Raw genomic sequence first — 15,195 nt, 5'->3', positions numbered from 1 at the left:
AATTGACATAAAGAATTTAGAGCTTTAGAATCTAAATATAAAGTTATCGTTTACTTTACAAAAAAAGGTGTGAACTTCATTTGCAAACATTAAAAACAGAAGTATCCAGGGAGCTTCATGAACATATCCTTCCTTTCTGGTCAGCACTTAAAGATGACACGTATGGCGGATTCTACGGTGAAGTGAATTATGGACTGCAAACCGATCATGAGGCGGATAAAGGCGGAATAGCCGCATCCCGTATTCTATGGGCGTTCTCTTCCGCTTACGTCATCACCAAGCAAGAGAAGTACCTGCCTTATGCAACCCATGCTTATAAGTTTCTTAAAGATAAGGTTATTGATCATGAATTCCGCGGTTTGTATTGGATGGTGGATTACCAGGGGAACCCGAAGGACACACGCAAACATGTTTACACCCAGTCCTTTGGGATTTACGCACTTAGTGAGTATTACAAGGCGTCCGGAGATGCGGAAGCTTTGGATCTGGCCAAGCAGTTATTTCATTTGGTTGAAGAGCTTGGTTTTGATGCAGAGATCAATGCTTACAAAGAGGAGTTCGACCGCCATTGGAAAGAAACCCCGAATGAGATGTTAAGCGAGAATGGGGTTATAGCTGATATCACCATGAATACCCATATTCATGTTTTGGAAGCGTATACCAATCTGTTCACCGTGTGGCCGGATTCAAAGGTGCGGTCAGCATTAGAGAACTTGCTGGAAATTCTGTATTCCAAAGTCTACAATGCCGAGACGAAGTTCCTTGGCGTATTCTTTGACAGCAAATGGAACTCCTTGCTTGATCTCAAATCATTCGGTCATGATATTGAAGCCAGCTGGCTGATGGATCAGACGCTGAGAACCCTCAAACTGGATAAACCTGAGTATGTGCAGATGGTGATTGATATCGCGTACAACATTGCCGATCACGCCATGCAGGAAGATGGTTCTATGATGAATGAACAGGAAAGGGATCACCTAGACAAGACCCGTGTTTGGTGGGTGCAGGCCGAGGCCATCGTCGGATTTTACAACGCTTATGAGCGGACACAAGATTCAAGATTCCTAAAGCTGGCTGATCAGTTATGGTCCTATATTAAGAACAACCTTGTGGACAAGCGGAATGGCGGGGAATGGTACTGGTCCATCGAACCGGATGGCACCCCGACAGCAAGAGAAATCAACGGGGCCTGGAAATGCCCTTATCATAACAGCCGCTTTTGTCTCGAAATTATCGAAAGGGTGAACTAAATCAAATGATACATCCAAAATACAATGAGATCCTGGCCAAGCAGGAGCAGCTAATCACTCGCAAGAATGAATTGAATGAAGAATTCTACAATGGTGTGTACGACCGGTATAAATATCCGGTGATTACCCGCCATCATGTTCCCATTCACTGGAGATTTGATCTGAATGCGGAGACGAATCCGCACTTCATGGAAAGACTCGGGATTAACGCCACGTTAAATCCGGGGGCGATTTATTTTAACGGCAAATACTATCTGGTGGTCAGAACCGAGGGCCTTGACCGCAAATCCATCTTCGCCCTGGCGGAAAGCGATAATGGCTTGGATAACTTCCGGTTTATCGATACCCCGCTAACCTGGGAGGATGTGGATGCGGCAGAGACGAATATGTACGATATGCGTCTTGTCCTTCATGAGGATGGCTGGATTTACGGAATTTATTGCTCAGAGAGCAAAGACCCTGAGGCAGCCCCATTTGATACCTCCAGTGCAGTGGCACAAGCTGGCTTTGTAAGAACCAGGGATCTAAAAACTTGGGAGCGCCTTCCGAATATCCAGACGAAATCTCCGCAGCAGCGCAACGTTGTTCTTCATCCGGAATATGTTAAGGGCAAATACGCCTTTTATACCCGGCCTCAGGATGGTTTCATCTCCACTGGCTCTGGCGGCGGCATTGCTTTTGGACTGTGTGATGATATTCTGAACCCGGTTATTGATCAGGAAGATATTATTGATGAACGCAGATATCACACCGTCTATGAAGTGAAGAATGGACAGGGACCTGCCCCAATCAAGACGGATAAGGGATGGATTCATATCGCTCACGGTGTGCGGAATACGGCTGCAGGCCTGCGCTATGTTCTTTACACTTTTGCAACAAGCCTGGAAGATCCAACCCGGATCATCGCCAAGCCCGGTGGCCATTTCATCGCACCTTACGATGATGAGCGTGTGGGTGACGTGTCGAACGTAATCTTCTGCAATGGCGCAGTCGTAAATGAGCGCAACGAGGTCTTTATCTATTACGCCTCCAGTGACACCCGTATCCATGTGGCAACCACCACGGTTGAGAAACTGATTGATTACACCTTTAATACTCCTGAAGATCCGTACCGGTCCCTGGACAATGCACTTCAGCGGAAGAGCTTGATTGAACAAAATGAAGCCTTGTTGAAGAACAAATAAACATAATGTATTAATTTATTCATAACAGTTAAGGCTCCCACTCAGATGGGAGCCTCGACTGGTTCTTCTAATACTGAATTCTTACCTATCCTAGCTTATATCTCGTAATGCGGCGATACATCGACTTATTGCTCAGCTTACGAAAATGGGACCTAGCTGGATACAGATTGGCTTCTATAATCGCAATTCGCCCTTTTTGATCTGTTGCAATATCTAGCCCATACATACGGTGCCCGGGGAAAAAAGCTCTTAATCTCTTCGCGGAACGTATGGAAATGCGATCAATACGGGATTCCAACTTTTTGACAGACAGGTGATTAAGAGTTGAGTGACGAATTCCGGTTCCAAACTCATACAGCGATCCCTTACTCCGCGTATTGTTGGAAACAATATAACCCTCACCTGCAACTTTGATCACCTTTCCTGTGACCACCCACTTCGGTGAGTGTCTTTTCCGCTGAATGATGACCCTCATATCAAAGGGACGGCTATCTATGGTTGGACGATTAATTCTGCGTTGAACCATATAACTGGCAGATCCAATTTTTCGTCTAATATAACGATAGGTATCTGATTTTCCATTTATAATCATTATTTCTTTCTCATAATGAACGGCGTACTTCCCTCCTCCTAAATAGGAGACTTGAATAACACCCCGGCCACGGCTCCCCCATACTGGCTTAACGATAACATGCCTGTATTTTTTGAGAAGTTTCCAGAAAGCGTGACGGCTCATAAGTTTTGTTTTGGGAACGTAACGCGTTAGCGGGGGATAGCTTTTCAAGTATAAATACTTTAACCATTTATTTTTTGTTGCCGATGCCATGGAACTCCACCTTTCTCATCCACACTCAATGCTGCTGAGATAGCTTTCAAGCAATTCCAAAAACAATTCAATTTCCTTATATGTGATGTCACCTATATTGGCAATCCGGAACGTATTTAGCTGTTCAAGCTTGCCGGGATAAATCATAATGCCTTTACTGTAAAAAAAGTCATGCATAGATTTAAAATCATAACCCGCACAATCAGGCTCATGAATGGAAGTGATGATCTTGGAATGGTGCTCTTCGGGGACAATATAGGTTAGACCTAATCTTGCTAATCCGCTAATCAAGGTTTTCCAGGATGTAATGTATCTTTCGTACCTCTTCTCTATCCCTTCTTGCTTTAATTCCTCAATCGCCTGCTTCAGCGCATATAAGGTTTGTACAGGTGGTGTAAACCGCATTTGCCGATGTTCCGCAAAGTATTTGTATTGAGCATACAAATTCAAATAATAACTTCTCGGCTTCTTGTCTTTTAATGTCTCCAACTTGCTTCTTTCTGCGATCACGAACGAAACCCCGGCCATTCCCTGTAGGTTCTTATTGGAACTGGCCGCCAAATAAGAAATGTTCATTTCCTTCATCTGAATCGGAATAGCTGCAAAAGAGCTCATGGCATCCACAATCATCTCAATGTGATACTTTTTGCATAAATTCCCGATATCTTTCACCTTGTTAAGCAGACCGGTTGTGGTCTCATGATGTACGACGGCAAGATGAGAGATGGTGCGGTTGGAAGACTGGATATATCTTTCTAAATCAAGCAGATTAACTTCCTCATCGGGAGGGCTTTTGAATTCTAAATAATCCAATCCATAGACCTCAGCGATCTCGCACATCCGTTTCCCATAAGCGCCATTACTCACAATAATCACAGCATCCTTGTCTGGGACTGAACTGATCATGGATTCTACCGCTGCAGTACCCGATCCACCAAATAAAATGGCCGTATAGTGATCTGGATCCGCAACCAACTGAGTAAGCTCGGTAGAAATATACTCCATAATCTCGCCAAACACGGCCTCACGAGGGCAAATATCCGGAACTACCTGCGACCATTTGACACTTTCTGTAGTAGTTACCGGGCCTGGGGTAAGCAAAATCGTTTTCTTTACAGAAGAACTCATGAACTCCCCACATCCTTATCTTCCAAAGGAATATTATGAATAAAACGCTGCAGACGTTCTCTTACTTCGTGAGGCTTCATTAGAGGGCGGGCAAGCTTCTCCTTAGAGTATTTCGAAATTTTCATATGCACGAAAGTAAGGCCTTTAGTGTCTTTCCATTCTTGCAAAGAGGCCTTTAGTTCTTCTAGATTGTGAACATAGATGGAATTTGTATATCCGCAGGAGGCGGCAATATTAATGAAATCGATATTATGGGACACCGTGCTTTGTCCGCCAGTTGATTCATGGGCGTTATTATCGAGCAGAATATGAATCATATTGTTTGGATTGTAATACCCGTTTGTCGCAAGGCTTCCCATACGCATCAGCAGAGACCCGTCTCCATCAATCACGACGATGTTCTTGCTTGGTTGACTCAAGGCCAACCCCAGCCCGAAAGAGCTTATGCACCCCATAGAACCTACCATGTACAGATTATTGCTGGCATCTTCAATTTCATATAACTCACGCCCGGTTTTACCAGTTGTTGCGAGCTGTACAGTATTGTTGTCTTTCAACGAGTTAATTACAGACAATGCATCATACCTCGTAGGCATTTGATTGTCCGTGTGAGCAAGCTTTCTAACCTGGTTTAAGTGGACAGTGACTTGTTGTTTTTTCAAAGGCTCTTTGTCAAAGGTCCCTTTCTTAACAACAAAAAAGAACGCCCGATTCCGGGAAATTTGCTCATTAGCGAAAGCAAGTTGATTCTTAGCCTCCTCCAAATCGTTGGAGAGATACTGCCATTCCACATTCATTAAATTCAGCATCTGCGTTGTGATCCTGCCCATCAATTCATGCTGAGGCTCGTCAGGGATACCTGGTTCTCCGCGAAGGCTGACAAATCCAAGCAGCGGTATACGAAAAGGGTAAGTGAGGGAGGTTAATGGCGAAACGGCATTAGTCAGTCCTGAATTTTGCATAAGAACAACCGGCTTCTTTCCTCCTATATAAGCAGCGGATGCAATAGCAACCGCATCTCCTTCGTTAGCAGCAGCAACATAATCGCATTCATTGATGGCAAAATTGATCAGGCTTTTCAAGAAGGAGCATGGCACACCGCTAAAAAAAGTAAAACCTAATTTCCACAGCTCTTTGCCAAACAGCTTCGTATCCATTATATGCGCTCATCCAAATCCTGCTCCGACGATGGGAGATATTGTTCTTCCGCAGCTTCCAGCTCTTCTACTCCTTGAAGTCTGAATACTTCTTCAAGTGAAGCTACGTCCTTTTCAATTTGGACTAGGCTCTCATCCCGGTATATTCGGGCAGATATATTTTTCATGGCTTCAATGGAAGACCTCAAATTATGGTTGGCCCAAATAACAAGACTAATCCCCAACTCCTGAAACTTTGAGGTTGGAGTCATATAATACTTTGTAGGGACAATGACTACCGGCAATCGGCCTGCCCATTCCTTCATGAATGCTTCGATCTCAGCGATGTCCGATCTTTTGCTGTGTATCAACACGGCATCCGCACCCGCCTTCCGGTAGGCTTCTGCCCGCTTCAGCGCCTCTTCTAGTCCCCTCCCTGTAATAAACGCTTCCACTCTGGCCACAACCACAAAATCATCATCGTTTTGTGTATCTTTCATCGCCTTAATCTTTCCGGAGAACTCATCGATATCAGCCATAGGCTGCAGCTGACCGTTAATGAATGAATTCATTTTAGGGAATTGCTTATCTTCGATGCAAACGCCTGCTATATTGCGCTGCTCCAGCTTTTTCACAAGACGTCTTGCATTGTTGAAGTTACCATACCCCGTATCTCCATCCAACAAAATCGGAATGGAGGTGGCGTCACTCATAAATTCCAGAACATCTAAAACTTGAGTCCAGGAGGCTTCATTGTTATCCCTTACTCCCATCGCTGCAGAAATGGACAGCCCGCTAGCCCAGATTCCTTTAAATCCTGTCTCTTCCACGATTTTGGCAGACAGACCATTATGGGCCTCCATGATAAACTCCAGCTTTTTAGAATTGATAAGTTTTCTAAGCCGCTTTGTTTTTTTCATTGTGACTTTCTCCTCCCCCTCAAATATGGGCGGATTGGAAATCTACCCGCGAATAAGTTGCTTGTTACGCATAATCGTTCTGATCATGGTTTGATCGGGAAGTTGAGTAAACAACATATGACCGGGATGTGAATTAGCTTCAATGATCCAAATACGCCCTTTTTTATCTATAGCAAGATCAACACCTAACTCACGAATGGAATGCCGTTTGTTGATGATCTTGGCAATGGCGATGGATAGTTTGTTTATTTTACGATGATAGGCATCCACTTTCGATTGGTTATTCCCGGTTAGGCTTAAAAGTACTGTACTTAAAGGTGCGGCATGCCCTCCCTTAAGATAATTGGTTACGAATTTATGAGGTGCAGCTACACGGGCAGCGGTACCCGCAATCATCCATTTTCCCGCGGGCTTCTGTAAGTATATTCGGATATCAAAAATAACCCCATGATACTTCGCTAATCGAAGTCCTTTCTGCACCAAATAACGATGTTTAGTTTTGCGATAAGATTTTATTACTTTTAAGACAGAGTGAGATCCAACCACCTTCCGACTTGAACCACAACGAACCTCATAACCCTTTTTCAATCGCTTAGCCCGGATAATTCCGCTGCCACCACTCCCATGATTAGGTTTTATGAAGACAGAGGAATATGCTTTCAACATCCGTAAGGTCCTTGAATCCGTCATCCAGTGGGTTTCAGGTAAATACCGGCGCAAGACAGGATGCTTTAACATTTCTTTATGCTTCTTCATTTTTCCGATGGGCACAGACATCCCTCTTCTCTTTTGGGTTTTGTGCATGTAAAAGGATATTCATCAAATAACCCTATTGCGAGGGCCTCTGTCCATTTAGAAAATTAACCTACTCGACTTTTTTTTGAGTAAATCCAATACTACACGAACGTAATTCTCGATATGTACGGGAGAAAAATAAAACCCCGCCTAATGCTTAGGCAGGGTTTGCGCTGTTATTTTAGTGATTTACTGTCTAGCCCGAAGGCTCAGCTTCTGACTAATCTTAAGTCCGGCAAGTGCACCGGCTGCGCCGCATAGACTGACCAGAATTATCAGATCGTAAGATTGCCAGCCCAGCAGGAATGAGATTCCGCTGCCAAATGTAGTTCCAGCCAGGAATCCAAGTGATAATCCCACACTCTTCTCTGTGCCCATCTTAGAATTTCCACCTACATTCTTCTTAATCGTCCACTGCTGTATTTTTGGACAGCAGGCTCTTTAGCTCCTTCATAAACATGTTAATGTCTTTGAATTGCCGGTATACTGATGCAAAACGGACATAAGCCACCTCATCCACAGGATAGAGCTGCTCCATCACCAGCTCACCGATATAGCGGCTCTCTACCTCAGCAATGGCCGTGTGGCGAAGGGATCTCTCCACCTCCGATACGATCGATTCAAGCTGCTCTACGGACACCGGACGCTTCTCACAGGCCCGGATCAGCCCGCGCAGCATCTTCTCCCTGCTGAATTCTTCTCGGCTCCCGCCTTTCTTCACAACAATCAGAGGTGTCTCCTCAACCATCTCAAATGTCGTGAACCGGCGGCTGCACTGCTCACATTCTCTTCTACGGCGAATAGAACGATTATCGTTGGCCGGCCTTGAATCCAAGACCTTGGTGCCTAAATAATCGCAGTAAGGACATTTCAATTCATCACTTCCCTCATCTTTAAGATTGCCAATAAATTCATTTTTATTTCCGTAATGATATTTGAAAATACGAGACATAATAGTTGTACCAACCGGAGGGAGGTGAACAACAATGGCTCAAAACAACAGCGGTGGAAGTCGTAATGATTTGGTCGTAAGACAAGCAAACGGAGCACTGGAGCAATTGAAATATGAGGTTGCTCAAGAACTGGGTATTAATTTTCCTCAAGACGGTTATGCAGGTAACCTGACTTCCTATGAGAACGGTTCAATCGGGGGTACTATTACCAAACGTCTGGTAACCCTGGCTGAGCAGCAACTGGCTGGTCAATTCCGCCAATAGTTCTTTAGATGAGGAGCATTGGACAGGGTTCTCCTGTTCAATGCTCTTTTCTATTCCAATAAAGCCTAGAACTCCTTGTAGAGATCCTGGTACTGCTCATAATAGTGAGCTACCCGCTGTACATAGTGTCTTGTCTCACCAAAAGGAATATCCTTGGACGTCTCCAGACGGCCATCCCACTTCCCGCTTTTGATCCAGCTCTTCACCTTCGTTGGACCCGCATTATAAGCCGCAATTACCGCAATTTCATTACCTTCGAATTGATCATAAAGAGACTTCAAATACCAGCTTCCGATCTGGATGTTCTTATCCGGCTCCTGCTTCAGGCTCTCCAAGGACACATCCGGCAGACCCGCCTTGCTGATCACCCATTTTGCGGTATCGGGCATAATCTGCATCACGCCAAGCGCGCCCTTGGACGATTCCTGGTTAGCCTTATAATTCGTCTCCACCCGAATAATAGCCGCAACCATGAATGGATCGATGTGATTTACCGCCGCATGATGCCGGATTTCGTCTTTATAATATATAGGATAGAATAGCACCAGCCACTTGGAGTTGAAAAAAATCAACACAATAAAACTCAGAAACAACAGAAGCAGCACCCTCTTCTTACGCAGCCACTTCATGATAATCCTTTTCCTAACCAAAATTGGTTAATCTGCTGCTCTGTATGCTCCAGCCCCAGACTATTGTCAATAACAATGTCAGCAAGCCTCTTCTTCTCTTCAATATCCATCTGCGCCGATATCCGTGCAAGAGCCTCTTCCCGGGTCAGATCATTGCGCTTCATAAGCCGGCTAAGCTGCATCTCCCGCGGGATGTACACTACCATAACCTCGTCAAAGGAATCTCCCTGGCCCGTCTCATAAAGCAGCGGAATATCCGACACAATAAGCTTTCCCGGGTGCTGGGACTCCAATGCCGCGGCTCTGCTCCGCATCTCTGCACGGATCGCAGGATGGGTAATCCCTTCGAGTACTTTTCTTTCTTCCTTATGGGCAAAAATATGCTCTCCTAACTTCTTACGGTTCAGTGTCCCGTCCGGGAGAAGCATCGCTTGTCCGAAATGCGCCACTACCGCGTCCAATACCGGATGACCTGGCAGCATCACTTCCCTGGCTACAATATCCGCATCAATCAGCAGCGCCCCACGTTTCACAAGCATTTGGGAAACTGTACTCTTCCCGGTTGCTATTCCGCCGGTTAGCCCGATATTCATTTCGTCACCTCTTTAATGCTTCTTCATTCCTATATAAAATGAACTTATGAAGGATACACTTCTAGGTCGCTTCGATGCCGAGTGTTCTTACGACCACTGTTGTCTCCGAAATCCTTGAAATAACTATCCAGTGGGGCATTTCGGAGACAAAGGCGGACGCTACGCTTCTTCAGAATCACTCGGCCTCTCCGCTGAGATCGGTTAATTCTAAAGTTCATTTTATATAGTAACTTTACTTCTTCTTATTGTTCTTAAGCTTCATGACCTGACAGCTTGGACAAAAATGGGTTCCGCGCCCCCCAACCACCGACTTCTCCACAGGAGTGCCGCAAACCACACAAGGGGCGGATTTGCGCCCGTAAATTTGCAGGGAATGCTGGAACATGCCCATCTCCCCCTGGCCATTTACGTAAGATTTGATGGAAGATCCGCCCGCTTCGACGGCCTCGGTCAAAGTAAGCACAATCGCTTCGTACAGCCGTTTTAGCTCATCCGTCTTCAGCTCTGAGCAGATTCTCTCTGGGTGAATTCCCGCCCGGAACAAGGCTTCATCTACATAAATATTCCCAAGCCCCACCACATATTCCTGGTTGAGCAGGGCGGGTTTGATTTTCGTCTTACGGGAAGCAACGGCCGCCTTAAATGCCTCGAAGGTAAACCCTTCATCCAGCGGCTCGAGGCCAAGCTTAGCCAGAGGTTTCTCGGTAAATTCCTCACCCGGATAGAACAGATGCATCGTGCCGAACTGGCGGACATCCTTGTATCTGAGCTCCGATCCATCGGTGAAGTGAAAAATGACATGGGTATGCTTCTCTACAGGTTCACCACTCTGGTAGACTCCGTATCTTCCCTCCATCCTTAGATGGGACACCAGCACGAGCCCGTCCATAATGATTCGCAGAAATTTCCCTCTCCGCCCTACCTCCAGTATAGTGTGTCCCTGAAGTTCAAGCCTAAACTGCTGGATATCGTCCGGCCGCTGAATGATCCGCGGCAGGGATACCGTTACATCCTGAATCGTCTTGCCAGTCACCAGTTGACTGAGTGTTCTTCTGACTGTCTCTACTTCCGGTAATTCCGGCATGATCTATTCACCTCGGTACTTCCTATTCTAACGGACTGGATATGGCCTGGGCATGGCGTTTAGACCTTTATTTCGCCTCATACCAGTTCAGCCCGCTGCTGACCTCCGCCTTCAGCGGTACAGATAAAGGCAGGGCTTTCTCCATCGTCTCCGGCACGAGACGGGTCATAATCTCCAACTCGTCCTCCGGCACTTCGAATACAAGTTCGTCATGCACCTGAAGCAGCATGCGGCTCTTCAGCTTATGCTCATGCAGCGTATCGTTCATCAATACCATAGCCAGCTTGATGATATCTGCCGCTGTGCCCTGGATTGGAGTATTCATCGCAGTACGCTCTGCGAAGGAGCGCAAATTGAAGTTAGACGCATTAATCTCAGGCAGATATCTGCGGCGCTCGAGCAGCGTCTTCACATAGCCGTCGCGCTTCGCTTCCTTAACGATATCTTCCATGTAGCGCCGGACTCCCTGGAACACTTCAAAGTACTGATCAATGAACTTGGCCGCTTCCTTACGGGTAATGTTCAGGTTCTGGGAGAGCCCATAGTCACTGATTCCGTATACAATACCGAAGTTTACCGCCTTGGCAGAACGCCGCATATTGGAATCCACGTGTTCCGCCGGAACGCCAAACACATCACTGGCAGTCTTCGTATGGATGTCCATATCGTTGACAAAAGCTTCCTTAAGCCGCTCGTCACCCGAAATATGCGCAAGCACCCGCAGCTCGATTTGGGAGTAATCGGCGGCCAGAATATGCCATCCCGGTTCTGATGGGACAAAGACCTTACGGATTTTGCGGCCCTCTTCCATCCGGATCGGGATGTTCTGGAGGTTCGGGAACTGGCTGCTAAGTCTGCCGGTGGCTGCAATGGTCTGCCGGTAATACGTGTGGACCTTGCCGGTCTCCGGCCGGATTTCCTTCAGCAGTCCCTCCACATAAGTGGACTGGAGCTTCGCCAGCTGGCGGTATTCCAGGATGGATTGCACGATATCATGGTAAGGGGCAAGCTTCTCCAGCACCTCCGCATCAGTGGAATAACCCGTTTTGGTCTTTTTAATCACAGGAAGCCCCAGCTTGTCAAACAGAATTTCTCCAAGCTGCTTCGGCGAATTAATGTTAAACTCCATACCGGCAAGCTCATAAATATGCTGTACCAGCTTCTGAATCTGGCCCTCGAACTCCTTGCCCAAGGCAGCAAGATCATCCCGGTTCACCGAGATTCCCTGCTTCTCCATATCCGCCAAGATTCGGGAAAGCGGCATTTCAAGCTCGAAGAACAAACGGTTCATCTCGTTCTTCTCCAGCTCTTCCTGCTGATATGGAATAATCCTCTGGGCAGCTGCAGCCTTATGGGCCAGATGTCCACTTAGCACTTCCACGTCCGGCACTTTATACTTTGCCCCCTTGCCGAACACCTCATCATCCGGCGTCAGGAACGGCAGACCATATTTGGAAGCCAGGCCGCTAAGGGTCTGATTGTTCTCCGTCGGATCAAGCAGGTAGGCGGCAAGCTGGATATCGAAGGAAGCCCCTTCAAACCGGATTCCATGCCAATGGAGCGCAAGATCCACCCGGTGCAGATCATATCCCCGCTTAGGCGTGCCTGAATCGGCAAGCCACGCGCGTACAGGCTCACCGGCTTCTTCTTTTATAAAATCAAAAGCAACATAGTAATGACGCTCCGAAGTGGAAAGAACCAGACCCACAATGTCCGCATGGTGCGGATTCTCCCCGTTCGTCTCGACATGCAGCACGTCGATTTCACTAAGCTGTGAGGCCAGTTCTCCTACAGTGCCTTCGTTCACTACAACAACCTCAAGCTGAACAGCTTCAGCTGTTTCATCTGAAGCTCCTTCGCCCTGATTCGCCCCAGCCGTGAAGGATAGACGCTCCAGCAGCGATTTGAACTCCAGCTTCTGCAGCATAGGAGCCGCTTTCTCTTCCTGAAGCCCGCCGAACACCATATCATCCCAAAGGTGCTCCAGCGGCACCTCACGGAATATGGTGGCCAGACGCTTGCTCATCCGCGCATCTTCAGCATGGTTAATGAGGTTCTCTTTCTGCTTGCCCTTCAGCTCATCCGTACGGGCCAGCACCTCTTCAACCGAACCGAACTGATGCAGCAGCTTCAGCGCCGTCTTCTCCCCGATTCCTGGCACGCCAGGAATATTGTCCGAGGTGTCTCCCATCAGCCCTTTCAGATCCACGATCTGGGCCGGAGTCAGGCCGTACCGCTCCTGAATTTCCTGGATTCCGTAAGGTTCAACTTCTGACACGCCCTTACGCGTCAAAGAAACCTTGACGTTATCGGAGACAAGCTGAAGCATATCCTTATCCCCGGTAACTACAACCACCTTGCGGCCGGACTCGTCCGCCTGTCTGCTGACCGTCCCGATAATATCATCCGCCTCATAACCTGGAAGCTCAAAGCGTGCAATTCCAAAGCTGTCCAGCAAATCCTTAAGAATAGGGAACTGTTCAGATAATTCCGGAGGCGTCTTCTCACGCCCTCCTTTATAGTCTTGATAGCCTTCATGGCGGAACGTTTCCTTGCCCGCATCGAAAGCCACCATCATATGTGTGGGTTTCTCTTCCTGAATCAGACGGAGCAGCATATTGGTGAATCCGTATACCGCATTCGTATGCATCCCGCTTGAGTTGGTCAGCGGCGGCATCGCAAAGAAAGCCCGGTAAATAATGCTGTTGCCGTCAATGAGAATTAATTTCTCCATACTGCACCTCGATCCTTCGTACTACGTTCTATCTCATATGATAACACAAGGGCTGTCCGATTAAGAAATTTAAAAAAGCACCGGATTTCTCCGATGCTCTTCCTTCCCTGCTATTCGATTACTGGTTCAAATCCGGCCGCTGCCCGGTGGCCAAATACACGGCGCTCTCCCCAATATTAGTTGCGTGATCCGCGATCCGTTCAATATAACGGCCTACCAGAGTCAGCAGCATCGCCTGCTGCACATTCTCAGGATTCGAAGCCATAATACCGTACAGGTCACGGATAATCTGGCTGTAGAGGTGATCGATTTCATCGTCATCCTGGGCCATTTTATAAGCTAGATCCGTGTTCTCATCCAGGTAAGCCTGCAGTGACTCCTCAATCATAATCCCTGCCAATTCCGCCATCCGCGGGATATCCACCAGCGGTTTGATTAACTCCTGCCCCTCAAGGCGAAGTGTAATCTTCGCGATATCAATGGACAGATCCCCCATGCGCTCAAGATCGCTGGAGATCTTGAAGGCTACGATAATCCGGCGCAGATCCTTCGCTACCGGCTGCTGGGTCACGATGAGACGGGACCCAATCTCCATAATCTGGTCTTCCATGTAATTCAGTTCAGCATCCCGCTTAATAATAACCTCCGCCTTGGCGGTGTTCGTGGTCTGAAGGGCTTCAATGGCCCCTTTCAGGGCTTCCTGTACGTGCTCGCCCATGGCGCGCAGCAAATTACGCAGTTCTTCAAGGTTCTGATCAAACTCTTTTCTCCGAATCATCCCTAAGATGCTCCCTTCTACTTAACCAAATCGGCCCGAAATGTAATCCTCGGTTCTTGAATCCTGCGGCGTGGAGAACAGCTTCTGGGTCTCATCCGCTTCAACAACTTCCCCGTTCAGGAAGAAGACGGTTCTTCCCGAGATCCGGGCTGCTTGATGCATGTTATGCGTTACCATCACGATCGTATACCTGTCTTTTAACTCTTGTACCAATTCTTCAATCTTCAGCGTCGAGATCGGATCGAGGGCAGAAGTGGCTTCATCCATCAGCAGGATGTCAGGCTGAACCGCAAGCGCCCTTGCGATACACAGACGCTGCTGCTGTCCCCCGGATAAACTTAAAGCGGAGCGTTTGAGGAAATTCTTAACCTCGTCCCACAGCACGGCCTGACGAAGACTCTGCTCAACGATTTCATCAAGCTCGGATTTGCTGCGGATGCCGTGAAGACGCGGTCCATAAGCAATATTGTCATAAATGGACTTTGGAAAAGGATTGGGCTGTTGGAACACCATACCGACCCGTTTGCGGAGAGCCTCAACATGAACGTCATCACTGTAAATGTCCGTTCCGCCGATCTTCACGGCTCCTTCGATCCGAGTTCCCGCGATCATGTCATTCATCCGGTTAAGCGTCCGCAGCAGCGTGGACTTTCCGCAGCCGGACGGTCCGATGAAGGCGGTGATTGCCTTCTCCGGGATGTCCATGGAGACATCCTTAAGCGCATGATAAGATTCATAGTACAAATTCAATTTCTCAATATTAATGATCGCTTCCATGTCACTTCTCCTTCAATTACGCCTCATAGGATAATAAGATAAAAGAAGCCCGCAGGCTTCGTTGTAAATTCGGATAATGTGGTTTCTAGTCAATACCTCATCATCTTACCTGTTTTGTGTTAAGACCAATGTACAGAATTGTAA

At 47.2% G+C, this 15,195-nt stretch carries 16 protein-coding genes; 3 read left to right on the top strand and 13 right to left on the bottom strand.

The annotated features are described in order from the left end of the window. Nucleotides 1-80: 80 nt before the first annotated feature. A complete protein-coding gene (locus KJS63_RS06290; RefSeq protein WP_213618395.1) occupies nt 81-1,250 on the top strand; it encodes an AGE family epimerase/isomerase in 1,170 nt (389 codons plus the stop codon). A gap of 5 nt (nt 1,251-1,255) precedes the next feature. After that, a complete protein-coding gene (locus tag KJS63_RS06285) occupies nt 1,256-2,434 on the top strand; it encodes a glycoside hydrolase family 130 protein (protein WP_213618394.1) in 1,179 nt (392 codons plus the stop codon). Nucleotides 2,435-2,519: 85 nt separating this feature from the next. Here KJS63_RS06285 and KJS63_RS06280 read toward each other — a convergent pair whose 3' ends face one another. From KJS63_RS06280 to nrdR, 7 genes are all read right to left on the bottom strand, one after another. After that, on the bottom strand, nt 2,520-3,260 hold the full coding sequence (locus KJS63_RS06280; RefSeq protein ID WP_213618393.1) for a YheC/YheD family protein: 741 nt from the start codon (nt 3,258-3,260) through the stop codon (nt 2,520-2,522). A 15-nt stretch (nt 3,261-3,275) separates the two neighbouring features. Then, on the bottom strand, nt 3,276-4,388 hold the full coding sequence (locus KJS63_RS06275) for a 2-aminoethylphosphonate aminotransferase (protein ID WP_213618392.1): 1,113 nt from the start codon (nt 4,386-4,388) through the stop codon (nt 3,276-3,278). Further along, the gene (aepY, locus tag KJS63_RS06270) at nt 4,385-5,545 is read right to left on the bottom strand and encodes a phosphonopyruvate decarboxylase (protein ID WP_213618391.1); all 1,161 of its coding nucleotides are present in this window, start codon (nt 5,543-5,545) and stop codon (nt 4,385-4,387) included. The genes KJS63_RS06275 and aepY overlap by 4 nt, the downstream gene beginning before the upstream one ends. Beyond that, on the bottom strand, nt 5,545-6,444 hold the full coding sequence (aepX, locus tag KJS63_RS06265; RefSeq protein ID WP_213618390.1) for a phosphoenolpyruvate mutase: 900 nt from the start codon (nt 6,442-6,444) through the stop codon (nt 5,545-5,547). The genes aepY and aepX overlap by 1 nt, the downstream gene beginning before the upstream one ends. A 42-nt stretch (nt 6,445-6,486) precedes the next feature. Further along, a complete protein-coding gene (locus tag KJS63_RS06260) occupies nt 6,487-7,215 on the bottom strand; it encodes a YheC/YheD family protein (protein WP_213618389.1) in 729 nt (242 codons plus the stop codon). 213 nt (nt 7,216-7,428) lie between these two features. Then, nucleotides 7,429-7,617 (bottom strand): hypothetical protein, encoded by a 189-nt coding sequence (locus KJS63_RS06255; RefSeq protein WP_213618388.1) that lies wholly within the window; start codon nt 7,615-7,617, stop codon nt 7,429-7,431. A 25-nt stretch (nt 7,618-7,642) separates the two neighbouring features. After that, nucleotides 7,643-8,113, bottom strand: a complete 471-nt coding sequence (gene nrdR / locus KJS63_RS06250) for a transcriptional regulator NrdR (protein WP_068622449.1) — start codon at nt 8,111-8,113, stop codon at nt 7,643-7,645. 112 nt (nt 8,114-8,225) lie between these two features. On the opposite strand from nrdR, the gene KJS63_RS06245 reads away from it, so the two are divergent. Further along, nucleotides 8,226-8,456, top strand: a complete 231-nt coding sequence (locus KJS63_RS06245; protein ID WP_068619894.1) for an alpha/beta-type small acid-soluble spore protein — start codon at nt 8,226-8,228, stop codon at nt 8,454-8,456. 65 nt (nt 8,457-8,521) lie between these two features. Here KJS63_RS06245 and KJS63_RS06240 read toward each other — a convergent pair whose 3' ends face one another. From KJS63_RS06240 to pstB, 6 genes are all read right to left on the bottom strand, one after another. Continuing rightward, nucleotides 8,522-9,085: a lytic transglycosylase domain-containing protein gene (locus KJS63_RS06240; RefSeq protein WP_213618387.1), complete on the bottom strand. Its 564-nt coding sequence runs from the start codon at nt 9,083-9,085 to the stop codon at nt 8,522-8,524. Further along, nucleotides 9,082-9,678, bottom strand: a complete 597-nt coding sequence (coaE, locus tag KJS63_RS06235; RefSeq protein WP_213618386.1) for a dephospho-CoA kinase — start codon at nt 9,676-9,678, stop codon at nt 9,082-9,084. The genes KJS63_RS06240 and coaE overlap by 4 nt, the downstream gene beginning before the upstream one ends. A 232-nt stretch (nt 9,679-9,910) precedes the next feature. Next, nucleotides 9,911-10,762 carry a DNA-formamidopyrimidine glycosylase gene (mutM, locus tag KJS63_RS06230; RefSeq protein ID WP_213618385.1) on the bottom strand — a complete coding sequence of 284 codons (852 nt, stop codon included), beginning with the start codon at nt 10,760-10,762 and terminating at the stop codon, nt 9,911-9,913. A 67-nt stretch (nt 10,763-10,829) separates the two neighbouring features. After that, nucleotides 10,830-13,496, bottom strand: a complete 2,667-nt coding sequence (gene polA / locus KJS63_RS06225) for a DNA polymerase I (RefSeq protein WP_213618384.1) — start codon at nt 13,494-13,496, stop codon at nt 10,830-10,832. Between the two features lie 118 nt (nt 13,497-13,614). Then, nucleotides 13,615-14,274 carry a phosphate signaling complex protein PhoU gene (gene phoU, locus KJS63_RS06220; protein ID WP_068619899.1) on the bottom strand — a complete coding sequence of 220 codons (660 nt, stop codon included), beginning with the start codon at nt 14,272-14,274 and terminating at the stop codon, nt 13,615-13,617. A gap of 21 nt (nt 14,275-14,295) precedes the next feature. Beyond that, nucleotides 14,296-15,051: a phosphate ABC transporter ATP-binding protein PstB gene (pstB, locus tag KJS63_RS06215; protein WP_068619900.1), complete on the bottom strand. Its 756-nt coding sequence runs from the start codon at nt 15,049-15,051 to the stop codon at nt 14,296-14,298. Nucleotides 15,052-15,195 lie beyond the last annotated feature (144 nt).

This window comes from Paenibacillus sp. J22TS3 (genome assembly GCF_018403205.1).
Classification (GTDB): Bacteria; Bacillota; Bacilli; order Paenibacillales; family Paenibacillaceae; genus Fontibacillus; species Fontibacillus tuaregi.
The sequence above is the reverse complement of the archived record's forward strand: the minus strand, read 5'-3'. Positions and strand labels throughout refer to the sequence as shown.